This is a genomic window from Yersinia bercovieri ATCC 43970 (genome assembly GCF_013282745.1).
GTDB lineage: Bacteria > Pseudomonadota > Gammaproteobacteria > Enterobacterales > Enterobacteriaceae > Yersinia > Yersinia bercovieri.
Window position 1 is genome coordinate 3,332,605 of sequence record NZ_CP054044.1, and the last position, 25,405, is coordinate 3,358,009.

Sequence of the window (25,405 nt, forward strand, 5' to 3'; positions counted from 1 at the left end):
CAGAGGGGGTAATTAAGCTATTTATCGTGATACCTGTGGCAACTTCCGTATTTGTCGCGACCCCTTTTTTAGCCGCATCACCCAACCTGCATCAGTGGCTTATAGGTTTCGGCACAGTTGGCAATGGCAACCAAATCACCGTCTTTATCCAGCAAGCCAATTTCACGTATCCACCACCCGCCATCCGTTTCGGGGATCACCTGTTCGGCGATAATCTGGCTACTGTTGGCCGCATCGACACTTAATGAGTTCAGTGCGGCGCGGCGTTTCTCGCCAATCAGTTGCGTTTGTGCGGCGTTCGGCAGCGGTAATACGCCACCACCGTCGCCCACGGCCATCTGAGTGATCTGTAGTTGGGTGCCGAGGGCCGTGGCGTTCGCCAGTTTGGCCGCCCCCAGATGGGTCAGTATGGCAAAGAATTTTGCGGTCATGGGTTCACGCTCACGCTGTCAATAAGATGAAGTGTGCCGCCGGTGTAGTGCTGGCCGCTCACAGTAATAGTTTCAGGTAAATAGGGGTAAACGGTCAGCTCGTCGCCGTCGTAACTGGCGACACTGACAGGGATCGCACCGGAGACATCCAGATTGATAGACAGGCCCACCAGATGGCGGCTGCACGGTTTGGCCCCATCAATCAGCCGCTCCAGTTCAAAATACATTTCGTCAGTAATGCCGGTTTCCAGTACGCCGACATCCAACCGAAAAGTGCCGGGCGCTTCATTGGTTTTCCACCACTCAATCACCCGAATAAGGTAGCCGAGCGGCTCCACCACGCGCCGCAGTGCGCCAATAGTGCCCTTGCGTTTGTGTAGGTAAGCCGAAGATTTCACTACCGCGCGTTTGGTGGCTTCCGGCCAGCTCTCATCCCAGCGATCAACCGACCACGCCCACGCCAGATAGGGCAGTAACGGTAGCGGGCACAGGTCGGCACTCCATAACTGGCGCAACGGCACCGGCACCTCACCTAATCTGGCCTGCGCGGCAGCACATACCGGTTCAGCTTCCGGCCCCGGATAGATATAGAGCACCGCGTCAATCTGGTATTCGACAATGGCGGCGGATTGCACGGTGACACGGTCAGCCACCGGCCGCACGTCCTCATCATTCAGGGCGGTGCGGATAATCTCCAGCAGCTACGGCGAGGCTTCGCCGTTTCCGGCCCGCGCCAGCACGGTGACAGTGACACAGGCCGGTGACGGACTCAGCGCCGAGGCATCAGCTACCCGCCCATCACCGCCGCGACGGGCGGAATGGCATCCGGATCGGCGGGCGTGATAATCAGGCGTTGAACGTTATTGTTCGCCCCCAACTGGTCTAAGTCGCTGCCGTTGGCATAGGCCACCATCACCGCCTGCGCCGCCTCGTTAACCCGCTGGCGTAATACCAGTTCACGGTAGGCGTTTTCCTGCAATAACTTGACCAGTGGCTCGGACTCTAACGATAAGGTGCGGGTGATGGCCGCCTGCTCGTCAGCGGGATAGAGGGCGATCAGCTCCGCCTTGCGTTCAGCGAGCAGGGTTTCATAATCCAGTGCTTCCACCGCCAGTGGGGCGGGTAGCTGTGACAGGTCGATAGTGCTCATGAACCGCCTCCAACGGGGATCGCCAGATTAAAGCTGTCAGCCAGATCGGTGCGCTGGCCCTGAAGCTCCAGCGTCATTTTGCCCGCCTGCGGCTGTGCCAATAACACGCGGGTCAGTACCACACGCGGCTCCCAGCGCATGATGGCGCTGTAGGCCGCCGACATAGCTTTTAGCCGTAACAGCGGGTTCTGCGGGTCGTCAATCAGGTCAGACAGCAGCGAGCCATAGCCCCGGCGCATACAGCGCGTGGTGATCGGGGTGGTGACGATATCGGTGATCGACTGGGTGATGTGATCCATGTCGGTAATGCGTCGCCCGGTCTGGGCATTCATGCCTAAGTAGATCATGTGTTTGGCCCGTCCGAGTGACTCCCACCGCGCTGCACGCCGCCGTGGGTGTGGCTATCAACCACTACGCCATTGGATGAGAAGCTGCCGCCGGAGTGCTGAATATTTCCGGTCATTTTGCCGCCTTCCTTTACTTCTAAGGTGGCGGTGGTCAGATGTTGGGTGCACTTTTCTGATATAGAGAGGCAATGATCACCCCAGCAGATAACTCGCCGCCAGCGGCCAGAATAATCACCTGCTCCCCTGCGGTCGGCGGCCACCATGTTTTAGCGGTTCCGGCGCGGCGCACCGACCACGGCAACCAGTCAGTGAGTAATTCACCGCAGCGTACGCGGGCTTTGGGCGGATCAAGGGTTAAATCCACCTGTTCCACGATACCGAAACGGATCAGATTCATTATCAGGCGATAGATTTCGGCGTTGGTCATGGCGGTCAATACTCGTTATTCAGCGTAACGGTATTGTTTACGCGCGCGGGCAGGGGCGCAACGCGCGGCAGTTGTAGGGGGGCTGTGACAACGTTTAGCGAGAAATTTCGGTGTGGTTTAGCTAATACAGCGGGCGAATAACGCAGTCATGCGTTGATAGCGGCAATGGTAGCCATCAATATTGGCCTGAATCCATTCATCGGGGTTGATGCCAGCGAAGGAGATTTGAAAGCCACAATTGATAATAATGTGTTCGAACAGCAGCCGCTGCGCCCGGCCATTACCTTCACGGAAAGGGTGGATAACATTAAGATCAGAGTAGTACTCAGCCAGTTTTACAATCAGCGAGTCATAGGGCAGGCCAACCAGATAGTTTTCTCGTGCCAGTTGGTTAAACAGCCGGTTAGCTTCAGGGGCAATACGATTGATATTGCAAAATCGGCTGGTGCCTTTGGAGATATCAATGGTACGCAGCTCTCCGGCCCAATGATAAATATCGCCAAACAAGGCTTGATGCAGTGAGCGCCAGTAAAGTAAGTCATAGGGCGGTGGGCTAAATTCGATCTCCATAATCGCCAACTCGGAAAAATCTTTTTCCATCTCAATAAACTGGTCATCATCAGTAATACCGAATTTATTGATTAACACCTGACTGTTCGGATAGGTATAAGGATCTGGGCCGTCACCGTATTTATCGCTGTTCACCGCGAACTCGGCTGGTTTTTGGTGGCGTATTTATTCATCAGGCTTTGCTTCAGTTTAGCCCTTTCGTTCTTTGAGGTTGGCAACGTTTGATTAGTGCTGTTTAAGCCTTCCAAACGCATACTTTGACGATAATTTTCTAACTTCACACGGTCGAAGTACTGTTTTTTCTCAGCCAGACTCGTCATTACATTAGCCATTACGATCCCCAGTAAAACATATAGACATGCAGATAAAACAAATATACGCGATCCAGCGGAGTTTTTCATCCCAGCGTAATGTTAGCCACGGGCGATAAAATCAAATACCTGATTGATTACGCAAGTAGCGAAACGGACGCAGACGCACTATCCCAAGCTAGGTGAAATCATCCCAGTATTAACACAACGGTTAACTGATGAGGCCAAACGATTGCTGCCGGGCAATCCAGCGGCTTAGCCACTGCTGCCCGTCCTAAATAGTGATTATGCGGCAAAATCTAGAGCTTATTCGCTCTGGGCGGTACGCTGTCCAGTTGCTCGATACTGCCATCGTCATTCAGTTGCTCCATATGAATATCAAATCCCCATAAACGATGAATATGTTTCATCACTTGTTGGCGGCTTTTATCCAGTGGTGCGCGGTCATGGGGAATGTAGCGCAGGGTTAAGGAGCGGTCACCGCGCAGATCTACGTTCCAGACCTGAATGTTTGGCTCATGATTGCTCAGATTGTATTGAGCTGATAATTCATTACGGATGGCACGATAGCCCTCTTCATTGTGAATAGCGGAAATCTCCAGATAATTATGTTTATCATCATCCAGCACAGTGAAGAGACGGAAGTCACGCATCACTTTTGGTGATAAGAACTGGCTGATAAAGCTCTCATCTTTAAAGTCGCGCATTGCAAAATGCAGGGTATCTAACCAATCTTTGCCCGCGATATCCGGGAACCAGTAGTAGTCCTCCTCGGTCGGCGATTGGCAGATGCGCTTAATATCCTGAAACATCGCAAAACCCAGGGCGTAGGGGTTAATGCCGTTGTAATAAGGGCTGTTATAGGGCGGTTGGTAGACAACATTGGTGTGGCTGTGCAAAAACTCCATCATAAATCGATCAGTGACCTGACCTTCATCATACAGATGGTTAAGAATGGTGTAGTGCCAGAATGTCGCCCAGCCTTCGTTCATCACCTGAGTCTGTTTTTGCGGGTAAAAATATTGGCTGACTTTACGCACTATGCGCAGCACTTCCCGCTGCCATGACTCCAGCAGTGGGGCATTTTTCTCCATAAAATAGAGCAAATTTTCCTGCGGTTCACTGGGGTAGCGCTGAGCCTGCGCCTGAACTTCGCCTCGATCCTTGCGTGGCAATGTTTTCCACAGTGAGTTGACCTGACTTTGCAGATACTCTTCGCGACTTTTCTGGCGGGCGGTCTCTTCAACCAGCGAGATTTTTTGTGGGCGCTTATAGCGATCTACCCCGTAATTCATCAGCGCATGGCAAGAGTCCAGTAGCCGCTCAACCTCCTCCACACCGTAGCGCTCCTCGCATTCACTGATGTAATGGCGTGCAAACAGCAGATAATCCACAATCGAGCTGGCATCTGTCCAGGCACGGAACAGATAGTTATTTTTGAAGAAAGAGTTATGCCCATAGCAGGCGTGAGCCATCACCAGCGCCTGCATGGTAATGGTGTTCTCCTCCATCAAATAAGCGATACAAGGATTGGAGTTAATCACAATTTCGTAGGCCAGACCTTGCTGACCATGCTTATATTTTTGCTCGGTTTCGATAAATTTCTTACCGAAAGACCAGTGGGTATAGTTAATGGGCATGCCAATACTTGAATAGGCATCCATCATCTGTTCTGAGGTGATAACCTCGATTTGATGGGGGTAAGTCTCAAGCCGGTAATGTTTTGCTACCCGGTCTATCTGGTCCAGATAGACCTGCAACAATTCAAATGTCCAGTCCGGGCCGTCAGTCAGGCGCTTATCTTGCGCGGTCTGTTTCGGTGTTGAAGTTGTCATTAGCGCATCCTCACGGTTTTATAACCCTGCAAAATACCGGTCACTTCAATAATCCTAGCTTAATATGAACAAATTGAGGCATGGCAAGACCTTATGTCAACCTAGATTATTATTAGCCCTAAGAATGTACAAACTTAAACAGACTATCATTAGACTATTATTCTGCTTATAAGCTGAATTTACAGAATATAAAACCAATAAACATGACATATACAACATGCTAATTATTCATGCTGTTAATAGGGATAAATAAGCTATTTTTTAGCCTTTTTGGCGTATTGCTACATAAAAATAGAATCTTATCGCTATTTCGCACCAGCTATTGAACTCAAAAGTGATTACGGCGTAAATTAATTGTGAATTAAGTCACAGTCTATAATTAATATGTTGGCTAGTTTTTTCTGCTAGGTTAATTTTCTGTCAACGGAATATTGTGCTTTTGGTGTGGTTTGGGAGAGGAATATGCGCATTGTCATTTTAGGAAGTGGCGTTGTGGGTGTAACCAGTGCCTGGTATCTCGCGAAAGAGGGTCATGACGTCACTGTCATTGATCGTCAGGAGGGGCCAGCGCAGGAGACCAGTGCCGGCAATGCGGGGCAGATATCACCGGGATATGCCGCCCCTTGGGCCGCGCCAGGGGTGCCGCTTAAGGCGATAAAATGGATGTTCCAACGCCATGCACCGCTGGCGATTCACCTTGATGGCAGTAGTTTCCAGCTGCGCTGGATGTGGCAAATGCTGAGAAACTGCGACACCTCCCACTACATGATCAATAAAAGCCGCATGGTGCGGCTGGCAGAATATAGCCGTGATTGCTTAAAAGATCTGCGGGAAGCGACCGGCATTCAGTATGAGGGGCGGCAGGGGGGAACCTTGCAACTGTTCCGAACCGAGCAGCAGTTTGATAACGCCGCCAAGGATATTGCGGTGTTGGATGATGCCGGCGTGCCATATTCGTTGTTAACCGCCGAGCAACTGGCCACAGTAGAACCCGCATTGGCGAAAGTGGCGCATAAACTCAGCGGCGGGCTACGTTTGCCAAATGATGAAACTGGCGACTGTAAACTGTTTACCGAGCGTTTAGCTAAGATGGCTGAGCAGGCGGGGGTCAAATTCCGCTTTAATTGCCCGGTAGATAAACTGCTGGTGGAGGGTGATCAAATTGCTGGCGTGTTGTGCGGCGACGATATTATAAAGGCCGATGCCTATGTGGTGGCGTTTGGTGCCTACTCAACGGCGCTACTGGCGGGGCTGGTCTCCATTCCGGTCTATCCGCTAAAAGGCTACTCACTGACTATTCCCATTACCGATCCCGCCTCGGCCCCGGTTTCTACCGTGTTGGATGAGAGCTACAAAATTGCGATTACCCGCTTTGATGATCGCATTCGGGTGGGGGGGATGGCGGAAATTGTTGGCTTTAATACTCAACTGGCACCAGCGCGGCGTGAAACCCTGGAGATGGTGGTCAGGGATCTCTATCCCGATGGCGGCAATATCAGTCAGGCCAGCTTCTGGACCGGTTTGCGCCCGATGACGCCCGATGGCACGCCGATTATTGGTCGTACTTCGCTGAAGAATCTCTATCTGAACACCGGCCATGGCACCTTGGGCTGGACCATGGCGTGCGGCTCGGGCCAACTATTGGCTGATATTATCGATGGCCGCCGTCCCGCTATATTGGCTGATGATTTGGCGGTCGCGCGTTATAGTGCGGGCTTTCGGCCGCTAAATTTCACGCCGTTGCATGATGTGCATCCGGTTCGTTAGTCAATTTTTATCTATTAATCATCACCGCCATGCAGAGAGATGCTGCTGAGCGGTGAGTCATTGAATACTGTTCTGGAAGGAATAAGCATGCCTCGCCCGATAGCCGCTACGCTTCATCTGTCCGCTTTGCACCACAATTTGAGTCTTATTCGCCGCCATGTAGGCAGTGCGAAGATCTGGTCGGTGGTGAAAGCCAATGCCTATGGCCATGGTTTGGCGCGCATCTGGCAGGGGCTGGCTGCCACCGATGGTTTTGCGCTACTGGACTTGAATGAAGCGATCTTATTGCGCGAACAGGGCTGGCAAGGGCCAATTTTGCTGCTTGAGGGCTTCTTTCAGCCGCAAGATCTGGCGCTGTTGGATCACTATCGACTGACCACCATAGTGCACAGTGACTGGCAGCTTGAGGCCATCAACGCCGCGCGTTTATCCGCACCGCTGAATATCTATTTGAAACTCAATAGCGGCATGAATCGTTTAGGTTTCCCGGTTGGGCAGGCAGATGCAGTTTGGCAATGGGCAAACAGTCTGAGCAATGTTGCTGAGGTGACGCTAATGAGTCACTTCGCCAATGCAGATAATCATATCGGCACCCATGAGCAATTTTCGCGCATCCAACAGGCTAGCGGGCATATTTCGGCGACCCGCTGCTTTGCCAACTCGGCGGCTATTCTACATGCCCCCGAGACGCACTACGATTGGGTGCGCCCTGGCATTATTCTCTACGGCGCCTCTCCCAGTGGGAATATTGCCGATATTGCGGAGATTGGCTTGCGCCCGGTGATGCATTTGCACAGTGAGATTATCGCGGTTCAGGCGCTATCCGCTGGCCATCAGGTGGGTTATGGCAGCCGCTACCGGGCAACTGGCGCGCAGCGGATTGGCGTGGTGGCCTGTGGCTATGCCGATGGCTATCCGCGCTTAGCCCCCAGTGGCACACCAATCAGGGTGGATGGGATTTTAACCCAGACGGTGGGGGCGATTTCGATGGATATGCTCACGGTAGATTTAACCCCATGCCCACAGGCGCAGGTGGGCAGTCAAGTTGAGATTTGGGGTGCAAACCTGCCGATCGATAATGTGGCCGCAGCGGCAGGCACGGTAGGCTATGAGTTGATGTGTGCACTGGCGGCCAGAGTGCCGGTGAGTGTTCGGCCCTGAGCGGCTGAACGCGCACAGTAGCGGGTATTCAACAGGGGGGCCTCGTCATCCTCAGGATATTGAGGATGACGACCATCACCTTAGGGCGGCGGCTAGTTTATTTTTTGCAAGGTGCCGCGAACATGTTTACTGGCGCGGCGCGCCTGCCATGCCAGTAAGCAGCCCGCCAGCATCACAATGGCGAGTGACAACTTAGGCTCAATCGGCAGGGCCATTGCCAACAGGCCCAGCCCGGCACCACCGGCCATCTGAACAAAGCCCACCAATGCGGAGGCGACACCCGCTTCATTGGCGTAAGGTTCCAGTGCATAGCTGGTGGCCGGCCCCATCATAAAGGCTAAACCGGCACAGGCGCTGGCGACAGGTAACATATAGACCAGCCAGTGGTTTTGTGTTTCCGCCGCTAGCTGTGTTAGGCCAAATAGTAGCCCCAGAGAGCCTAATGCCATTAGCCAGCTACCGACCATTAAGCAGGTCGGGCGGCCCACTTTTTGGATAATCCGATTGGCAAAAAAGCTGACAGCCATGATCCAAAAACCATTGGCGCCGAAAACCAACGAGAATTGCAGCGGGCTAAGCCCCGCGCCCACCATCAATACATTGGGGGCCAGCGAGACATAGGTTAACGCCATGCCCATCGCCCCTGCATTCACCAGTGAGAATTTCAGAAAACGCTCATCGCGCAAAATGCGCAGATAGTTTTTGATTGGCAAGCCGTTTGCGGGCTGGGTATCCACCGGGCGAGTTTCTGGCAAAAAACAGATGATGAGGATTAAGACCAGTAAGCCGTACAGCGCCAGGAACCAGAAGGGGGCGCGCCAGCCAAAAGCTTCCGCCAGTAATCCCCCCAGTAGTGGTGCCAACGCAGGGACGATATTTAATGTCCCATTAAGGAAACCATAAGCGCGGGCGGCTTCATTGCCGTTGAGGCGGTCACGCACGCCACTGAATGCCACCACCGCCGTACAGCAAACCGCCACACCTTGTAACAGACGGGAGCTGACGAACATCAGCGGGCTGACCGCCAGCGCGGCCATAGCCGCACCCAGCATGTAGAGGATGATGCCGATAATGGCGATCGGTTTGCGGCCATATTTATCAACCAATGGCCCGGCGATAAGCTGACCGATACCCAGCACCAATATGAACAGGGCAATGGTGGATTGGATCAGTGACTCGCTACTCTGCAACCCCTTGGCAATCGCCGGGATGGTCGGTAAGTAGAGGTCGATGCCCAAGGGGCCAAGTAAAATCAGGCTTAACAGCAGGAAAAGAAATTTTTGCATAACAACAGAACAACATCCAGAGAACAAAGGCCGCAAGGATAAATAACTTGCTGGCAAATGAAAAGGTTGGGATACCCCAGTTATATCAGTGACAATGTCACTTATTGGGGCGTTTAGTGCCGCGAATAGAGTACTACAACTAATAGTTTATCTCTTATTATTCATCAGCTAAATGACGCTGTGATTAAATGATGCAGTGATTAAATGATGCAGTGATTAAATGATAGTGCGGTGCTCTAACCAGTGTTCCAACTTGATGGCGGGCAGCGCCTCAGAGAAGAGGAAGCCCTGACCAATCTGATAACCTTGCCGGCTCAATAAGGTGCGCTGGGCCTCATTCTCCACCCCTTCGACAATCACTGACAGCTGTAGGCTCTCGCCAATACGTATCACCGCCTCACTGAGGGTGCGGCTGGTCTCGTCATATTCAAGATCATGGACAAAACTCTTATCCAGCTTTATTTCATCCAGATCCAAACGGCGCAGGTAACTTAGGCTGGAGTAGCCGGTGCCGAAATCATCCATTGATAGCCGCACGCCCAGGCGATGAATTTTCTCTATGGTGGCGAAAATGGCCGGATTATTCTCGATCAAGATATCTTCGGTGATCTCTAGGGTCAGATCCTGTGGCGGCAAGTGATAATGCTGCAAGATGTGGAGGATCATCTCCGGTAGGCCCGGATTATGGAAGTTGGTGGGGGATAAATTCACCGAAACTGAGGGGATATCAATCCCTCGCAAGCGCCAGTCGGCTAACTGCTGGCAGGCGGTCTCAATCGCCCATAGGGCCAGTTCGTTAATCAGACCACTCTCTTCGGCGATAGGAATAAAGCGCTGCGGGGGGATACTGCCCAGTATCGGGTGGTTCCAGCGGCTAAGGGCCTCCACCCCATACAGATGCCCATCTTTCAACATCACTTGTGGCTGATAAAATAGCTCAAGGGAGCCGATATGAAAGGCATGGCGCAGGGCATCTTCCATATCTTGCCGTTGCTGATTGAGATCATTCATCTCGGCGCTAAAGAAATTAAAATACCCGCGCCCCATATTTTTGGCTTTATGCATGGCGATGTTGGCATGGTTCATCAGCGTATCCATATCCAGACCATTTTCGGGATATAGGCTGATCCCGATACTGGCGGAGGGAATAATATTGACGCTGGCTATTTGGCAAGGTTGAGACAGCTGGCTGAGAATTTTCTCAACTTTTAGGGTGGCTTGCTGCATGGTGCAGGGGGCCAAAATAATAATATATTCATCACCGGACAGGCGGCCAATAATGTCACTTTTGGTCAGGTCGTTGCGCAGCCGCTGGGCGATTAAGGCGAGCAGTTCATCGCCAGCCCCTTGACCGAGTGAGTCATTCACTTGTTTGAAACGATCCAGATTGATCACTAATACCGCCAGTGTGTGACCTATTTCAGTGGCCATGGCGATGGCTTGTTTAGCATACACCTGAAACTGGCTGCGATTTGGCAACCCGGTCAGTGAGTCATAAAAGGCTAAATGCTGAATTTGCTTGCGTGATTGCTCGCGCTCCATGGCCAGAGAGCACAAGTTGGCAATCAGCTTCACCAACTGACAGTGGAACTCACTGGGGCCGCGTACCTCTTTGTAGTAAAAAGCAAAGGTGCCCAGAATCTCGCCCTGACTGGATAGGATCGGGGTTGACCAACAGGCCCGCAACCCATGGGGCAGGATGAGATGGCGATAGTTCTCCCATAGCGGATCAGTTGCAATATCTTGTACTTCCACCGCCTGCTTACGAAATGCCGCCGTCCCGCATGAACCCGCTATCGGGCCAATGGGCACGCAGGCGAGCGCGGCGGTGTAAATCAGGGGCAGGCTAGGGGCGGCGAGGTGGCTAAGGTAATTTTGTCCGCTAGCTTGTAAAATGCTGACGGTCACTTCGGGGGCAATGCGCTCAACTTCATGGCACAGTAAGGACATCACCTCTTCGAGGGGGCGCTCCCGGACCAGGGCTTCCAGCACCCGATATTGCAGCACTTCATACATTTTGGTCAGGGTGATATCAGTGAGTACACCGATGCTAAAGCTCGGTTTCCCCTGTTCATCCACCAGTGAGTTGATGACGGCGGAACACCAGTGGGGTTGACGATCTTTGCCATAGAAAAGCTCTTGCGGCAGCAGTTGTTGGCGGGCATTGGCTGAGGTGGCATCCATCAGTGCCAGCTGCACATGATGTTCGCTCTGCAGCAAATCAACCATATTTTGCCCCATCGCCTGCTCTGGCGTGTAACCAAAAAGCTTGGTAAACCCTTGATTAATATAGATGGCCTCTTGCCCATGATCACTATTTGCCGTGATAAACATGGCGCTGTCACTGCGATCCGTTAACTGGGTTAACAGTTGCACCCACTCCTGTGTGGCCTCTTGCTGCTCAATTAAAAAAGTGATGTCTTTGGCGATTTTCACCATGTGAGTCACCGGGCCGTCAGGGCCAGGGACCGGCTGATAAATAGCCGCTAACCAGATAGTTGAACCATCTTTGTGCAAGCGCTTAAAGCTGCCTTCCAGTGATTCCCCCGCCAGTAAGCACTTTTTAATCTTCTGATACTCTTCGCTGGTGGCGTAGTCTGAGTGGCAAAACATCAAATGATGTTGACCAATGACCTCCTCACGTTGATAGCCAAAATAATCAAGATAGTTTTGATTGACCGCGATAATACGGTCGGAAAGGTCAAATTCAATAATGGCTAATGAGCTATCCAGTGCGGTTAATAACGCACTATTTTCATTGTATTCAGACTGCGTGGCCTCTTGCAATGCTGCTTTTTTCTTAGCCATCATGGGGAATTCCTATGCAAAATAAGCGCTTGGCAGTCTATTACTTCAATAAAATCACCTTGGTAGTCATGGAATACCACTATTCTTTAATAAAGAACATAGGATAAATGACAAATTTTCAGCGAAAAATAGTGATGAAAATATTAAAGATACAGCACTCTTATTTATTCGCTCCCGCACGCAAAGAACAGATGGTGGGCAAGATTAGTTATTAAGTTTAGTCGACAATTGGAGCGGTGAATGGAGTATTTACAACTGGCAGCTGACAGCAAGTGAGTTATTTATTACTAAGCCAATGGATGGAGTAAGTTCTATTTTAACTGGCAGGGAGGTGCCATTACCCGACAAAATGGTTATCAGGTAATGGCAATAAAGGCCGAGATTATGACGGGCTATCCATCGAACCGAAGCGACCACTGTTAAAGTCAGCAATGGCTTGGTTTATCTGTTGCTGGGTATTCATCACAAATGGCCCGTAACCGACAATAGGCTCATCAATAGGTTCGCCACTGAGTAACAGGAGTAGGGCGTCATTATTGGCCTCAATTGTCACGGCGCTGCCCGCCGCGTCCAGCAGCACCATTTCGGCATCACGGCCAATGGCATCACCATTAACCAGCACACTGCCCCGTAGCACGATCAAGGCGCTGTTCCAGCCTACAGGCAGGGAGAACTCAGCACTTTTCCCCTGATTTAGCCGGATATCCCAAACATTCAGTGGTGAGAAGATGTGTGCAGGGCCATGTTCACCGGCGTAATTACCGGCGATAACGCGCAGACTACCGGCATCATCAGGTAACGCGACCTGAGGAATGCTCTCACTGCGAATAGCCTGATAGCCCGGCGCGGCCATTTTGTCTTTGGCTGGCAAGTTGACCCACAGTTGCACCATTTCGAAAGCCCCGCCACGTTGAGCGAAAGTGTTGGCATGAAACTCTTCATGCAGAATTCCGCTACCCGCCGTCATCCATTGCACATCACCGGGGCCAATAACGCCGCCTTTACCGGTTGAATCACGATGTTCAACTTCCCCGTGATAGACAATAGTGACGGTTTCAAAACCGCGATGCGGATGTTGACCAACACCCCGGCGATGGGTGGTCGGCGTGAAATCCGCCGGCCCGGCGTAGTCTAGCAGCAGGAAAGGGCTGAGCTGTTTGCCATGGCTCTGATAGGAAAACAGTGAGCGCACCGGGAAACCATCACCCACCCAATGTTGGCGTGGAGCACGATATATGCCTTGGACTTTTTTCATCTTAATCTCCTTACAACAGCATGAATAGGGTATAGCAGCCTTGCGGTACAACGCACCAGCTGCAAGTTGGAGAAAGTATATATTTGGGATAATCTATGCACTAGCTAGCAAAATTAGTCATCACTGTTCTATTATTGGAACAATAATAGTGACGACAGCAAGATAACCACGAGGCAGGCATGCAAGATCTCAATGATCTCTACTATTACGCCGAGGTCGTCGAGCACGGTGGTTTCAGTGCCGCAGCGCGGGTGCTGGGCTTACCAAAATCAAAGCTCAGTCGGCGATTAGCCCTGCTGGAGGATAGATTGGGGGTGCGGCTCATCCAGCGCTCAACGCGGCGCTTTGCCGTGACAGAGGTCGGGCGCACCTATTACGAACACTGCAAGGCGATGTTGGAAGAGGCGCGGGCGGCTCAGGAGTCAATTGATTTAACCCGTGCCGAGCCGCGAGGGGTGGTGCGCATCACCTGCCCTGTGGCGCTGTTGCAGACCACGGTCAGTAGCATGTTGGCGGATTTTATGGCCAGTTGCCCCTTGGTGACTCTCCATCTTGAAGCGACTAACCGACAGGTGGATCTGGTGGCGGAAGCTATCGATATTGCTATTCGTGTGCGGCCACCGCCGTTGCAAAATAGTGACCTGGTACTGAAGGTGTTGGGCAATCGCTGTCAGTGCCTGGTGGCCAGCCCTGAATTGATCACCCGACAGGGCGCCGTCACGGCTCCTGCGGATCTGAGTGGCTGGCCGAGTCTTGGATTAGGGCAACCCCAGCAGGAGTTTATCTGGCGCTTAGATGGGCCAGAGGGGGCACATGCTGCTATTTATCACCAACCACGGCTGGTCACTGCTGATATGACCACTCTGCGCAGTGCGGCACAACGTGGTGTTGGGGTGGTACAACTGCCGGTGATGATGGTGGCCGAGCAACTGGCCGCGGGGTCGCTAGTTCGGCTATTACCGGACTGGTCGCTACGCCATGAGATTATTCATGCGGTATTTCCATCACGGCGCGGGCTGCTGCCCTCGGTGCGCAGTGTGCTGGACTATCTGGCGCTACGTTTTAGCCAACTGGATGATCTATAAAGGTGTGCCGCCGGCCGCCACATGCTGCTGATAACGGCTCCATTTTTAGGGCCGATCAATGTTTATGGCGGTGGTGTGCATCGGGAAAATGGGGATGGCTGTGGGTGATTGGGCGGTGTTGATGGCGGTGTTTATGGGGCACGCCAGTGACAATGGGGAAATCATGTGAGTGGTGATGATGCTCGTCATGGATATGCACGTGATCGTGTTCCAACTCATCATGAATATGTTGATGCTCATGCTGTTCTGTCAGATGCAGCCAAATACCTATCGCCATCAGTAGACCCGCGAGGATCAATGGTAGCGTGACAGTGTCACCCATGATGATGGCTAATACTGCGCCTAAAAAGGGGGCAATAGAAAAATAGGCACCCGTGCGTGCGGTGCCGAGATGGCGCAAGCCAATCACAAACAGCGCCAGACTCACCCCATAGGCGAAGAACCCGACCAACAGGGCAGCCGCCAGATTTGCCAGTGGTGGTAAAGTTGCGCCGAGCGCAAAAGCTAAGCTGAGATTCACCGCACCAGCCACCAGACCTTTGATGGCGGCAATCCAGGTGGCATCCGTCAGTGAAACTTTGCGGGTCAGATTATTATCGATGCCCCAGGCAAAGCAGGCGCCCAGAATCGCCAGCGTGGGCCACAGGCCGGTAAAACGCGCCTCGCCCGGCCAGCTTAAAATGGCCGCGCCAGCCACAATCACCATCATGCCCAGCGCAATACGGCGGTCAAAATTCTCTTTGAAGGCGAACCAGGCTAGCAGGGCGGTGAACACTCCTTCGGCATTGAGCAGCAAGGATGCGCCCGACGCTGGCATGGCGGTGAGGCCAATCATCAGTAGCACCGGCGCCACAATACCCCCCGCCGTAATCGCGCCGATAAACCACAGCAATTCGTTACGCGGCAGGTTGACGGCAGCTGCGCGCGTGAGCAGCCGATAGAGCGCTAAACCTGCTCCCGAGCCAAGATAGAGTAAGCCCGCCAGCAGCCACGGGCTGACGGTATTGAGCAGTTGTTTTGCCAGTGGGGTGCCGGCACCAAATAGCACCGCAGCGGTTAATGCTGCCAGAACACCCGGCTGCCGTACTCCATCATGCCATTTCATGGGGTTAACTCTAAGAATCACGAGGAGTGATAATTTTAGCGCAACAAAAAGCCGGAAAACCATTTCTGCATCAGAAATTCTGAATCAGAAAAGAGTCTCCGGCCATGTTAGCTTAGTTATCAACTGTCTGTTTATGGAACAACTCACGGAATACCGGGTAGATATCTTCAGGCTCCCGGATATGCTGCATGGCGAAATTCTCAAAATTTGCCTGTAAATCTTCATATTCACGCCACAGGGTTTGGTGAGCGCGGCGGGTTATCTCAATGTAGCTGTAGTAACGCACCATCGGCAGCAGCTGTTTTGCCAGCAATTGATGACACAGCGGTGAGTCATCAGCCCAGTTATCGCCATCAGAGGCTTGGGCGGCATAGATATTCCACTGTGCGGGATCGTAACGCTCCTGAACCACCTCATCCATCAGCTTCAGTGCGCTGGAGACGATAGTCCCACCGGTCTCTTGCGAATAGAAAAACTCCTGCTCATCCACCTCTTTGGCTTGCGTATGGTGGCGGATATAGACCACATCGACGTTTTTATAGGTTCGGCTCAGGAACAGATAAAGCAGGATGTAAAACCGCTTTGCCATATCCTTGGTCGCCTGATCCATCGAACCGGAGACATCCATCAGGCAGAACATCACCGCCTGACTGGACGGCTCAGGCCGTTTTTCATAGTTTTTATAGCGTAAATCGAAAGTATCAATAAAAGGCACACGAGCGATCTTCTGCTTTAACTCAGCAATGGCTTTACGTACGCGCTCCTCTTCCAGCAATTGCGCCGGTTCAGAGTTCTCCAACAGATGGAGTGTCTCTTCCAACTCCCGTAGCTCGCGGCGCTTACTGGCCGTCATAGCGGTGCGCCGGGCCAGTGAGTTTTGCAGTGAGCGAACCACACTGATATTGGCCGGTACACCATTAGAGGTGTAGCCAGCGCGATGGGTTTTAAATTCTGTCAGCTGCTTATACTGATTTTTCTTCAGGTTAGGCAGGGCGAGATCTTCAAACAGCAAGTCAAGGTACTCATCTTTGGAGATCTGAAAGACAAATTCATCCTCGCCTTCACCGTCCTGACCCGCACTCCCTTGACCACTTCCGCTGCCACCGCCGCCACCTTGCGGGCGCTCAATACGATCATTAGTGACAAAATGGTCATTGCCGGGATGTACCCGGTGGCGCAACCCGCCACGCCCCTGATGGAACATTGGCTCATTGATATCATCAATAGGTATCGAGACTGACTCGCCACTATCAATATCAGTAACCGACCTTTTGTTGATGGCATCGGAAATCGACTGTTTAATTTGCGACTTATAGCGGCGCAAAAAGCGCTGGCGATTAACCATGCTTTTGTTTTTGCCGTTAAGTCGTCTGTCAATAAAGTAGCCCATATACCCCCCAAACGACTCCGCCTGCATTTTCCACACTGTTGCTGTGTTGGCTGCCTGCACTCACCCCAGTCACTTAGTTGGCTAAGCTCCTGGGGCCTCATTCAGTTGCCGCCTTGCTACCGGGTTATGACGATTTTCTAACCCGCAGATACCATTCACACAGCAAGCGAACCTGCTTGCGGGTATAACCTTTCTCCATCATCCGATCGACAAAGTCATCATGTTTTTTCTGTTCATCCGTTGAAGTTTTGGCATTAAACGAGATAACCGGCAATAACTCTTCAGTGTTAGAGAACATCTTCTTCTCAATCACCGTGCGCAGCTTCTCGTAACTGGTCCAGTTTGGATTGCGACCACTGTTATTGGCTCTGGCGCGCAGCACAAAGTTGACGATTTCATTGCGGAAATCTTTCGGGTTGCTGATACCCGCAGGTTTTTCAATCTTCTCCAGTTCAGCATTCAGCGCCTCACGGTCAAACAGTTGCCCGGTGTCTGGATCTCGATACTCCTGATCCTGAATCCAGAAGTCGGCATAGATAACATAGCGGTCAAAAATGTTCTGACCATACTCAGAGTAGGACTCCAGATAAGCAGTCTGGATCTCTTTGCCGATAAATTCGGCGTATTTCGGGATCAAATAGCCTTTCAGGTGCTCAAGGTATTTCTCCGCCACATCCTGCTGGAACTGCTCACGCTCGATCTGTTGCTCCAGTACATAGAAGAGGTGTACCGGGTTGGCTGCGACTTCAGCATGATCAAAGTTAAACACTCGGGAGAGGATTTTAAAGGCGAAGCGGGTAGAGAGACCGTTCATCCCTTCGTCCACCCCGGCGTAGTCCCGATACTCCTGATAAGACTTGGCTTTCGGGTCGGTATCTTTCAGACTCTCACCGTCATACACCCGCATCTTGGAGTAAATGCTGGAGTTTTCCGGCTCCTTCATTCTGGAGAGAATCGAGAAACGTGCTAGTGTTTCCAGGGTGCCAGGGGCGCAAGGTGCATGGGTTAACTCACTGTGATTCAACAGTTTGTCGTAGATCTTGATCTCTTCTGATACCCGCAGGCAATAAGGAACCTTGACGATATAGACACGGTCAAGGAATGCCTCATTATTTTTGTTATTGCGGAAGGTGACCCACTCTGACTCATTCGAGTGGGCAAGAATAATGCCGCTGAATGGCAGGGCGGATATGCCCTCTGTACCGTTATAGTTCCCTTCCTGAGTGGCTGTCAGCAGGGGATGCAGCACCTTAATTGGCGCTTTGAACATCTCGACGAACTCCATAATCCCTTGGTTAGCCCGGCATAAAGCACCGGAATAACCATAAGCATCGGGGTCGTTTTGCGCATGGTTTTCCAACTTACGGATATCAACTTTACCCACCAGCGCAGAGATATCCTGGTTGTTTTCATCGCCAGGTTCAGTCTTCGCTATCGCAATCTGTTCAAGAATCGAAGGCCAGACTTTGATCACTTTAAATTTAGTGATGTCCCCGCCAAAATCGTGCAGGCGTTTGGCTGCCCACGGCGACATAATCGTACCGAGATAACGGGTCGGGATGCTGTACTCTTTGGCCAGAATCGCGGCATCTTCTTGCGGGTTGAACAAACACAAAGGGTGGTCATTGACCGGGCTGCGCTCGCCATTGGCACTTAAAATATAGATAGGCACCCGCTGCATCAGTGCTTTTAGGCGTTCAGCCAGTGATGACTTACCCCCACCCACAGGGCCGAGTAAATAGAGGATCTGTTTCTTCTCTTCCAGCCCTTGAGCGGCGTGTTTGAGATAGGAGACTATCTGTTCTATGGCCTCTTCCATGCCATAAAACTCTTCAAAAGCAGGGTAACGGGCAATAACCCGGTTAGAAAATAGCCGAGACATGCGGGACTCTAGTGCGGTATCGACCATGACTGGCTCACCAATAGCCATCAGCAGCCGCTCAGCCGCATTGGCATAAGCACTGCGATCTTGCTGGCAGATGGTGAGGAACTCCTGCAGTGTGAACTCTTCGTCCTTGGCCGCCTCATAGCGTTGGCGATAGTGATCAAATATGTTCATAGCGATGCCCGTCCTGTTTGAATGGTTGGGAACATAAAATAGTAGTAGTGCTTTATTGGGTTAAAATTTTGAAACTACTACCTTATTGTTATGGTCGCGTCTTCACTAAAGGTCAAGTTAGCCTTAACCGACGATTTGCCACCCATAGAACAATAAATAACCATTATTCGGTAATTAAAGCTATTTTTTATTTCATTGTCAGTGTTTTATATATGATTAATTGAACTTATCTATTTGAATATCTCGTTATTTTATTGTGATTAAGGCGACGTAAATTTTTGGTTATCACCCGTCCAATAATTGATGATAACTTATACAGATAAGATGAGTGTCTAAGTCAGATGTGTAAAGATTTCGCCACTGGCAACCAATTGATTTACACTAAGTTAACTAATTATTTTTTACCAAAGGGATTTAATCTGTGAAACAGAGTTATCTAAAAGCGAAGCAAATAAAAACATTGGCTGTATTGGCAGCGGCTACGGCTGTTTGTATGCCGACGGCAATGGCGGGAACCTGGTCTCTGGGGGCTTCTGCCTTAGTGAGTCCAGACCCTTATCGTGGTAAGAATGACCGCGTCTATCCGGTCCCGATCATCTCTTATGAGAGTGATAACTTTTACTTCCGCACCTTGGCTGCCGGCTATTACCTGTGGAATGATAATAGTAACCGCCTGTCAATCGATGCTTATTTCCTGCCGCTGCACTTTAAACCGGGTGACAGTGATGATTACCAGATGCAGCAGTTGGACAGACGTCGCAGCACCATGATGGCCGGTATGTCATATTCCCATATTGAGGATTGGGGTACTTTGCGTGCCGCCTTCTCGGGTGATGTACTGGATAACAGTGGTGGCTTTATCGGTGATTTGGCCTATCTTTACCGTTATAGCGTCGATAGCTGGACACTGACGCCAGGCGTGGGTGTGAGCTGGAGCAGTGGCGATCAAAATAGCTACTATTACGGTGTCAGCAGCAGGGAGTCTGCCCGCAGTGGTTTAGCGCAATACAACCCAAGCGACAGCTGGGCACCGTATCTGGAGCTATCAGCTAACTACAATATCAATCCAAATTGGAATGCTTTCTTTACTGGCCGTTATATGCGTTTAGCTAATGAAGTGAAAAATAGCCCAATGGTTGATGCTTCATACAGCGGCGTGTTGTGGACGGGTGTGACCTACAGCTTCCGCTAATTTAGCGTAGATGATATTTGAGTCATAAAAAATCAGACTGCTGACAAACCCGATGGTGCGATCAGGAACGGAGAGGACAGGTAGAAGAGTAAAGCGTCCGCGCCAGGGATGGCGCGGCTCGAGCCTCCAGGGAGGGATTTACGGCGTCTTTACGATCTAGCTGTTCTCTCCGCAATCGGTACTTTGTCAATAACCTCAAATGGGGCCAGCATAGCGCCCCATTTCTGTTTCTAATAGCGGATAGTGCTATCAGCCATTTTTACGGCTGCGAATGGTCATGGCGAGACGTGCGGGGGCATCAGTAGTCGCGACCAAAGGCTGATTCACGCGCGCTGTTTCCACACAAACCATTGTTTTATAGCCATCATTTGGCATATCCACCATGCTGCTAGACAACTCAGCCCCTGGATTCCAGGCAACCACATCACTTTGGTGATGATGGTGTACTTCAATGGTGCGTTTCAACGCGGCATCTTTGATCAGGCTGTAGGCCTCTGGCTGGGTGTAGATACGGTCAGTTTGACCATCAAACACTAAGTCGCCTTGCTGTTTCGCATCGGCAATTTTCAGCACTTTATCGAGATAGCTATCACCCAAGCCACTGATCTTAATCTGGCTTATATCGCCAATCTGGAAGTAAGTATGTAACGCCGCAACCGCCTGGTAATCGCCGTGTGATTCCAACTCCATTTCGCACTCTTCACCCAGCTTAAAGCGGGCAATCAAAGTGAATGGATGGGGCCAGAATTGACGTGAAGCATCACTGTCTTCCAGGGTGAAGGTCAAAATTACCCCATTCTCATTTTCATCATGGGCACTGAGGGTCCATGGCAGAAGACGTGCAAAGCCGTGTGACGGTTGTGCTGATGGGCCAAACCAAGGCCAGCATATCGGCACACCACCGCGAATAGCGATACCATCCTTAAATGGTGTGTTATTACTCAACCAAATAACAGGTTGTTCACCACTAGGTTGATAGGCCAATAAGTGCGCGCCCTGCAAGCTCACTGCCGCACGCACCTTCGGGTGGGAAACAACCACGATTGGCAATTCATCCAACTGGCGTTGGCTGATGTAAGGTGAAATTTGTTCAACAACAGGTAGGGTGAATACTTTCTCGTTCATTCGTTTGGCCTTATGGGAAAGGGAGCTTGAGATCCATTGAACTTCAGTCTCTCGATAATATCACAGGCTTTAAATCTTGCAGCAAATGCAGGGCGTCGTTGTGGTAAATTATTGATATTGCGCAACTAAAATAAAAAAGCCACCCGAAGGTGGCTTTTGGCAGAGCTCGACATCAATCCAATTATTTGGAGATGTGAGAGATCAGATCCAGAACTTTGTTTGAGTAGCCAGTTTCGTTATCGTACCAAGAAACCAGTTTCACAAAGTTGTCATTCAGCGCGATACCTGCTTTAGCATCGAATACTGAAGTCAGTTTTTCGCCGTTGAAATCGGTAGAAACAACGTCGTCTTCGGTGTAGCCCAGAACGCCTTTCAGCTCGCCTTCTGAAGCTGCTTTGATTGCAGCACAGATCTCTTTGTAAGAAGCTGGTTTTTCCAGACGTGCAGTCAGGTCAACAACAGAAACGTTAGGAGTAGGAACGCGGAACGCCATACCAGTCAGTTTGCCGTTCAGTTCTGGGATAACTTTACCCACAGCTTTAGCAGCACCGGTAGATGAAGGGATGATGTTCTGGGATGCGCCGCGGCCGCCGCGCCAGTCTTTGTGAGACGGGCCATCAACAGTTTTCTGAGTTGCGGTAGTTGCATGAACCGTGGTCATCAGCGCTTCAACGATACCGAACTTGTCGTTGATAACTTTAGCCAGTGGAGCCAGGCAGTTTGTGGTGCAAGATGCGTTAGAAACGATCTCTTGGCCAGCGTATGCCTTGTGGTTAACGCCCATAACAAACATAGGGGTGTCATCTTTAGAAGGACCGGTCAGAACAACTTTCTTCGCGCCAGCAGCGATGTGCTTACGTGCAGTTTCGTCGGTCAGGAACAGGCCAGTTGCTTCAGCAACAACGTCAACCTTAACTTCGTTCCACTTCAGGTTAGCCGGATCTCTCTCTGCGGTAACACGGATGGTTTTACCGTTAACAACCAGATGGCCGTCTTTTACTTCTACAGTACCGTCGAAACGACCGTGGGTAGAGTCGTATTTCAGCATGTACGCCATGTAGTCAGCGTCCAACAGATCGTTGATTGCAACGATTTCGATGTCAGAACGTTCTTGAGCAGCACGGAAAACAATGCGACCGATACGGCCAAAACCGTTGATACCTACTTTGATAGTCATATATTCCACCAGCTATTTGTTAGTGAATAAAAGGTTGGTTGTAAAATTACAAAAACCTTACCGAGCGTCAAGCGGAATCGTGTCAATTATTGCTACAAATCAAACCAAGGTAGGTAGATTGAACATTAATCGCGCGTTTCCAGATACGATTAGCCTCATTTTTATATTGGGGCGAATTATTCAGTTTAAAGTGAGAATCCATAATATTTGAGATTTTTATCACATTTACACCGTTAACACCTCGATGGCATACAGTTTAGGACAATTTTAAATGCTTTGTTGTTAATTTTTTGTTATTATTAGACGTTGTTTTCGTTGACTTTATTCCCTGCCAGAGAATCGCACAAATGGCTAAAGAACTGAACCCCACAGAAAATATTGAGAAACTCTCCGATATTCAGCGGCATGTCACCCAGCAACGGGGGACGGAAGCGCCTTTTAGCGGCAAATTGCTGCATAACAAACGCGATGGCGTCTACCAGTGTCTCTGTTGTCACCAGCCACTTTTTATCTCAGAATCAAAGTTCGATTCTGGTTGCGGCTGGCCGAGTTTCTATCAGCCGCTTGATGCAGACTCTATCCGCTATGTTGATGATTATTCACATAATATGCATCGTGTGGAGATTCGTTGTGGCAATTGTGACGCGCATTTAGGGCATGTTTTCCCTGATGGGCCACAGCCTACCGGTGAGCGCTATTGCGTGAATTCGGCGTCACTTAATTTTGTTGACGATCAAAATGGCGAGCAAATCGCGGGCTAAATAGCCGCTAATGCCGCATTTTGGTGTATGAAAAATCGATTCAGCTTATTATTCATTTAGCTAAGGATGCTCTGATGGAGCTTGAAGACCTGATTTCAGTGATGACACCGGAAATTTACCAGCGTTTAGCCCAGGCCGTTGAGCTGGGTAAATGGCCGGATGGTGTGGCGCTGACACCGAAGCAGAAAGAGAACAGCCTGCAAATGGTCATGTTATGGCAAGCACGTCATAACGAGGATGCGCAGCATATGAGTATTGGCACTGATGGCCAGATAGTGATGAAAACTAAGCAAGAGCTGAAGCAGCAATTTAGCCAGCCGACATTGGTTAAACTGAAACCAGAGTAGGGCACTGCCTGAAGCTGATTGGCAAATGTAATATCTGTGCGAATCAATGGAGCCTATCTGGCTCCGTTGATGTTTATACCGCCAAGCGGTTATCCACGAGTGGGATTAATTTCAGCCACAAATTGTGCCAGCGTTTGTAAGTCAGCCCCCGCCTTGCTCATCACATCAAACGCTTGCTGGCTATCCTGCGGTTGTAAATTTACGCCGCGGCAACCGTCACTGATGACTGTGGTTTGATAACCTAAAGATAATGCATCTAGCACGCTGTATTTTACGCAGTAATCTGTTGCTAGCCCCATAATATACAAGCGATCTATACCTTGCTGCTGCAACCAATCATCCAGCGCTGTTTTACTCCGCCGACCATTGTCAAAGAAAGCGCTATAGCTATCGACGTCAGGATCTTGCCCCTTGCGGAAGGTGGCGGTGATGGCCTCTTGTTGCAATTGCGGATGCCAATCAGCTCCCGGCGTATGCTGCACACAATGTACTGGCCACCAGACTTGTGGCAGCCCATTCAGATCCCCGATAGTACCCGGCACCGCATTCGAATTGATGGCAAAGCTACGGTGGTCCGCAGGGTGCCAATCCTGGCTGGCGATGACGGCTATCTGTTGTTGCAGGCAAGCATTAATGGCCTGATTTGCAACGGCAATCACGCGATCGCCCTCGGTCACCGCCAGTGCCCCGCCGGGGCAGAAGTCATTTTGCAGATCAATTAAGAGTAAGGCTGTGTTCATTGGTGCTCCGCAGGATCACTGAGTGTCGGTTAATTCCCCACGCAGGTTTTGTTGCATTAACCGGCGAATGTCTTCAGGGGATAGAGATTGGCTCAACAAATAGTGCAGCTTGGTCAGTGCCGCTTCAACCGTCATGTCAAAGCCACTGATCACTCCGGCATGAGCCAACGCATTGCCGGTGGCATAACCTTCCATATTGACGCTACCAGAGATGCATTGCGTCAAATTGATCACCACAATGCCGCGCTCGCTGGCATTTTTTAACTCATCCAGTAACTCCGCTTTTTGCGGTGCATTTCCCACGCCATAGGATCGCAAAATCAGTGCTTTTACTGGCTGCAACAGGAAGTTACGCACCACAGCCCCAGAGATACCGGGGTAGATAGTGACCACGCCAATGGGTTGCGGTGTAATGTTATGGACGATTAATGGGCCGGTATTGAGTGGTGATTCAACTGATGCGATTCGCCGAATGTGGATACCTGCCTCGAGCAGAACGGAGAGATTCGGCGAGGCGAAAGCATCAAAGCCATCAGCATGGGCTTTCGTGGTGCGATTGCCGCGAAACAGTTTGTTATTAAAGAATAAACTGACCTCATTCACCGGGTGGTTGGCCGCCAGATAGAGGGCATTGAGCAAGTTGGTTTGCCCATCAGAGCGCAGCTCCGCCAGGGGGATCTGGGAGCCGGTGACAATCACCGGCTTGGACAAATTTTCTAGCATGAAGGAGAGCGCCGAGGCGGTAAAAGCCATGGTATCGGTGCCATGCAAAATAACAAAACCATCATATAAGTCGTAGTTCTGTTGAATATCATTGGCGATGTGCTGCCAGTCCTCAGGGGTCATATCTGAGGAGTCAATCAATGGCGCATATTCATGGATAGTAAAATCGGGCATTTCAGGCCGATGGAACTCAGGCATCAGGGCGAGTTGGCGTTGCAGATGACCCGACACCGGAATGTATCCGTTTTCCGAGCGTTGCATACCAATAGTACCGCCCGTATAGGCAACATAAATAGATTTCTTCTGCATGAGCAATGGGACCTGAAAAGAGACTAAATGAGATGGAGGGATTA

The 25,405-nt window shown here is 50.8% G+C and carries 22 protein-coding genes and 2 pseudogenes; 6 read left to right on the forward strand and 18 right to left on the reverse strand.

The genetic code is table 11. The annotated features are described in order from the left end of the window. Positions 1-80: 80 nt before the first annotated feature. The 8 genes and pseudogenes from HRK25_RS15120 to HRK25_RS15155 form a co-directional block, all read right to left on the reverse strand. Positions 81-431, reverse strand: a pseudogene (locus tag HRK25_RS15120) (phage tail protein); the annotation flags it as partial. Beyond that, positions 428-1,018, reverse strand: coding sequence for a phage tail protein I (locus tag HRK25_RS15125; protein WP_032898779.1), 591 nt, complete (start codon positions 1,016-1,018; stop codon positions 428-430). The gene HRK25_RS15125 and the pseudogene HRK25_RS15120, both read right to left, overlap by 4 nt. 200 nt (positions 1,019-1,218) lie before the next feature. Beyond that, complete coding sequence (locus HRK25_RS15130; RefSeq protein ID WP_050413710.1) at positions 1,219-1,581, reverse strand: baseplate J/gp47 family protein; 363 nt, start codon at positions 1,579-1,581, stop codon at positions 1,219-1,221. Then, complete coding sequence (locus HRK25_RS15135) at positions 1,578-1,928, reverse strand: GPW/gp25 family protein (RefSeq protein WP_032898770.1); 351 nt, start codon at positions 1,926-1,928, stop codon at positions 1,578-1,580. Before HRK25_RS15135 ends, HRK25_RS15130 begins: the two co-directional genes overlap by 4 nt. Then, positions 1,925-2,355, reverse strand: a pseudogene (locus tag HRK25_RS15140) (phage baseplate assembly protein V). Before HRK25_RS15140 ends, HRK25_RS15135 begins: the two are co-directional and overlap by 4 nt. 117 nt (positions 2,356-2,472) lie before the next feature. Beyond that, positions 2,473-3,060, reverse strand: a complete 588-nt coding sequence (locus HRK25_RS15145; RefSeq protein WP_005278645.1) for a Fic/DOC family protein — start codon at positions 3,058-3,060, stop codon at positions 2,473-2,475. Further along, positions 3,057-3,257, reverse strand: coding sequence for a YhfG family protein (locus HRK25_RS15150; protein ID WP_226713267.1), 201 nt, complete (start codon positions 3,255-3,257; stop codon positions 3,057-3,059). The genes HRK25_RS15145 and HRK25_RS15150 overlap by 4 nt, the downstream gene beginning before the upstream one ends. Before the next feature lie 278 nt (positions 3,258-3,535). Then, positions 3,536-5,071, reverse strand: coding sequence for a SpoVR family protein (locus HRK25_RS15155; RefSeq protein WP_005278639.1), 1,536 nt, complete (start codon positions 5,069-5,071; stop codon positions 3,536-3,538). A 462-nt stretch (positions 5,072-5,533) separates the two neighbouring features. Here HRK25_RS15155 and HRK25_RS15160 point away from each other — a divergent pair, with 462 nt between their 5' ends. Both HRK25_RS15160 and dadX read left to right on the forward strand, forming a co-directional pair. After that, positions 5,534-6,838, forward strand: coding sequence for a D-amino acid dehydrogenase (locus tag HRK25_RS15160; RefSeq protein WP_005278637.1), 1,305 nt, complete (start codon positions 5,534-5,536; stop codon positions 6,836-6,838). An 87-nt stretch (positions 6,839-6,925) separates the two neighbouring features. Next, positions 6,926-7,999, forward strand: a complete 1,074-nt coding sequence (gene dadX, locus HRK25_RS15165) for a catabolic alanine racemase DadX (RefSeq protein ID WP_032898769.1) — start codon at positions 6,926-6,928, stop codon at positions 7,997-7,999. 92 nt (positions 8,000-8,091) lie between these two features. On the opposite strand, the gene HRK25_RS15170 is transcribed toward dadX, so the two are convergent. The 3 genes from HRK25_RS15170 to HRK25_RS15180 all read right to left on the reverse strand — a co-directional run bounded on the left by HRK25_RS15170 (position 8,092) and on the right by HRK25_RS15180 (position 13,348). Beyond that, complete coding sequence (locus HRK25_RS15170; protein ID WP_049601694.1) at positions 8,092-9,285, reverse strand: multidrug effflux MFS transporter; 1,194 nt, start codon at positions 9,283-9,285, stop codon at positions 8,092-8,094. A 216-nt stretch (positions 9,286-9,501) separates the two neighbouring features. Then, positions 9,502-12,096 carry a sensor domain-containing protein gene (locus tag HRK25_RS15175; RefSeq protein WP_005278629.1) on the reverse strand — a complete coding sequence of 865 codons (2,595 nt, stop codon included), beginning with the start codon at positions 12,094-12,096 and terminating at the stop codon, positions 9,502-9,504. A 379-nt stretch (positions 12,097-12,475) separates the two neighbouring features. Then, complete coding sequence (locus tag HRK25_RS15180; RefSeq protein WP_005278626.1) at positions 12,476-13,348, reverse strand: pirin family protein; 873 nt, start codon at positions 13,346-13,348, stop codon at positions 12,476-12,478. A 179-nt stretch (positions 13,349-13,527) separates the two neighbouring features. Here HRK25_RS15180 and HRK25_RS15185 point away from each other — a divergent pair, with 179 nt between their 5' ends. Beyond that, positions 13,528-14,433, forward strand: a complete 906-nt coding sequence (locus HRK25_RS15185; protein WP_005278623.1) for a LysR family transcriptional regulator — start codon at positions 13,528-13,530, stop codon at positions 14,431-14,433. A gap of 55 nt (positions 14,434-14,488) precedes the next feature. On the opposite strand, the gene HRK25_RS15190 is transcribed toward HRK25_RS15185, so the two are convergent. The 3 genes from HRK25_RS15190 to yeaG all read right to left on the reverse strand — a co-directional run bounded on the left by HRK25_RS15190 (position 14,489) and on the right by yeaG (position 18,987). Beyond that, positions 14,489-15,538 carry a DMT family transporter gene (locus HRK25_RS15190; RefSeq protein ID WP_005278621.1) on the reverse strand — a complete coding sequence of 350 codons (1,050 nt, stop codon included), beginning with the start codon at positions 15,536-15,538 and terminating at the stop codon, positions 14,489-14,491. A gap of 112 nt (positions 15,539-15,650) precedes the next feature. After that, positions 15,651-16,928, reverse strand: a complete 1,278-nt coding sequence (locus HRK25_RS15195; RefSeq protein WP_005278619.1) for a YeaH/YhbH family protein — start codon at positions 16,926-16,928, stop codon at positions 15,651-15,653. 124 nt (positions 16,929-17,052) lie between these two features. Next, positions 17,053-18,987, reverse strand: coding sequence for a protein kinase YeaG (gene yeaG / locus HRK25_RS15200; protein ID WP_005278618.1), 1,935 nt, complete (start codon positions 18,985-18,987; stop codon positions 17,053-17,055). A gap of 493 nt (positions 18,988-19,480) precedes the next feature. On the opposite strand from yeaG, the gene HRK25_RS15205 reads away from it, so the two are divergent. Continuing rightward, positions 19,481-20,179, forward strand: coding sequence for a MipA/OmpV family protein (locus HRK25_RS15205; protein WP_244262476.1), 699 nt, complete (start codon positions 19,481-19,483; stop codon positions 20,177-20,179). Between the two features lie 249 nt (positions 20,180-20,428). Here the strand turns inward: HRK25_RS15205 and HRK25_RS15210 are convergent, their stop codons facing one another. Beyond that, positions 20,429-21,304 (reverse strand): D-hexose-6-phosphate mutarotase, encoded by an 876-nt coding sequence (locus HRK25_RS15210; RefSeq protein ID WP_005279318.1) that lies wholly within the window; start codon positions 21,302-21,304, stop codon positions 20,429-20,431. Between the two features lie 181 nt (positions 21,305-21,485). Then, positions 21,486-22,481 carry a glyceraldehyde-3-phosphate dehydrogenase gene (gene gapA / locus HRK25_RS15215; RefSeq protein WP_032899016.1) on the reverse strand — a complete coding sequence of 332 codons (996 nt, stop codon included), beginning with the start codon at positions 22,479-22,481 and terminating at the stop codon, positions 21,486-21,488. A 347-nt stretch (positions 22,482-22,828) separates the two neighbouring features. On the opposite strand from gapA, the gene msrB reads away from it, so the two are divergent. Both msrB and HRK25_RS15225 read left to right on the forward strand, forming a co-directional pair. Beyond that, positions 22,829-23,242, forward strand: coding sequence for a peptide-methionine (R)-S-oxide reductase MsrB (gene msrB / locus HRK25_RS15220; RefSeq protein WP_005279312.1), 414 nt, complete (start codon positions 22,829-22,831; stop codon positions 23,240-23,242). Between the two features lie 74 nt (positions 23,243-23,316). Then, complete coding sequence (locus tag HRK25_RS15225) at positions 23,317-23,589, forward strand: YeaC family protein (protein ID WP_032899014.1); 273 nt, start codon at positions 23,317-23,319, stop codon at positions 23,587-23,589. Positions 23,590-23,678: 89 nt separating this feature from the next. On the opposite strand, the gene pncA is transcribed toward HRK25_RS15225, so the two are convergent. Continuing rightward, a complete protein-coding gene (gene pncA / locus HRK25_RS15230) occupies positions 23,679-24,329 on the reverse strand; it encodes a bifunctional nicotinamidase/pyrazinamidase (protein WP_005279307.1) in 651 nt (216 codons plus the stop codon). A gap of 15 nt (positions 24,330-24,344) precedes the next feature. After that, positions 24,345-25,361, reverse strand: a complete 1,017-nt coding sequence (ansA, locus tag HRK25_RS15235; protein WP_005279305.1) for an asparaginase — start codon at positions 25,359-25,361, stop codon at positions 24,345-24,347. Positions 25,362-25,405 lie beyond the last annotated feature (44 nt).

Coding starts and splice junctions, on each gene's coding strand:
- HRK25_RS15130 (WP_050413710.1), bottom strand. CDS start 1,581: ATGAGCACTATCGACCTGTCACAGCTACCCGCCCCACTGGCGGTGGAA.
- HRK25_RS15135 (WP_032898770.1), bottom strand. CDS start 1,928: ATGATCTACTTAGGCATGAATGCCCAGACCGGGCGACGCATTACCGAC.
- HRK25_RS15150 (WP_226713267.1), bottom strand. CDS start 3,257: ATGGCTAATGTAATGACGAGTCTGGCTGAGAAAAAACAGTACTTCGAC.
- HRK25_RS15155 (WP_005278639.1), bottom strand. CDS start 5,071: ATGACAACTTCAACACCGAAACAGACCGCGCAAGATAAGCGCCTGACT.
- HRK25_RS15160 (WP_005278637.1), top strand. CDS start 5,534: ATGCGCATTGTCATTTTAGGAAGTGGCGTTGTGGGTGTAACCAGTGCC.
- dadX (WP_032898769.1), top strand. CDS start 6,926: ATGCCTCGCCCGATAGCCGCTACGCTTCATCTGTCCGCTTTGCACCAC.
- HRK25_RS15170 (WP_049601694.1), bottom strand. CDS start 9,285: ATGCAAAAATTTCTTTTCCTGCTGTTAAGCCTGATTTTACTTGGCCCC.
- HRK25_RS15175 (WP_005278629.1), bottom strand. CDS start 12,096: ATGATGGCTAAGAAAAAAGCAGCATTGCAAGAGGCCACGCAGTCTGAA.
- HRK25_RS15180 (WP_005278626.1), bottom strand. CDS start 13,348: ATGAAAAAAGTCCAAGGCATATATCGTGCTCCACGCCAACATTGGGTG.
- HRK25_RS15185 (WP_005278623.1), top strand. CDS start 13,528: ATGCAAGATCTCAATGATCTCTACTATTACGCCGAGGTCGTCGAGCAC.
- HRK25_RS15190 (WP_005278621.1), bottom strand. CDS start 15,538: ATGAAATGGCATGATGGAGTACGGCAGCCGGGTGTTCTGGCAGCATTA.
- HRK25_RS15195 (WP_005278619.1), bottom strand. CDS start 16,928: ATGGGCTACTTTATTGACAGACGACTTAACGGCAAAAACAAAAGCATG.
- yeaG (WP_005278618.1), bottom strand. CDS start 18,987: ATGAACATATTTGATCACTATCGCCAACGCTATGAGGCGGCCAAGGAC.
- HRK25_RS15205 (WP_244262476.1), top strand. CDS start 19,481: ATGCCGACGGCAATGGCGGGAACCTGGTCTCTGGGGGCTTCTGCCTTA.
- HRK25_RS15210 (WP_005279318.1), bottom strand. CDS start 21,304: ATGAACGAGAAAGTATTCACCCTACCTGTTGTTGAACAAATTTCACCT.
- gapA (WP_032899016.1), bottom strand. CDS start 22,481: ATGACTATCAAAGTAGGTATCAACGGTTTTGGCCGTATCGGTCGCATT.
- msrB (WP_005279312.1), top strand. CDS start 22,829: ATGGCTAAAGAACTGAACCCCACAGAAAATATTGAGAAACTCTCCGAT.
- HRK25_RS15225 (WP_032899014.1), top strand. CDS start 23,317: ATGGAGCTTGAAGACCTGATTTCAGTGATGACACCGGAAATTTACCAG.
- pncA (WP_005279307.1), bottom strand. CDS start 24,329: ATGAACACAGCCTTACTCTTAATTGATCTGCAAAATGACTTCTGCCCC.
- ansA (WP_005279305.1), bottom strand. CDS start 25,361: ATGCAGAAGAAATCTATTTATGTTGCCTATACGGGCGGTACTATTGGT.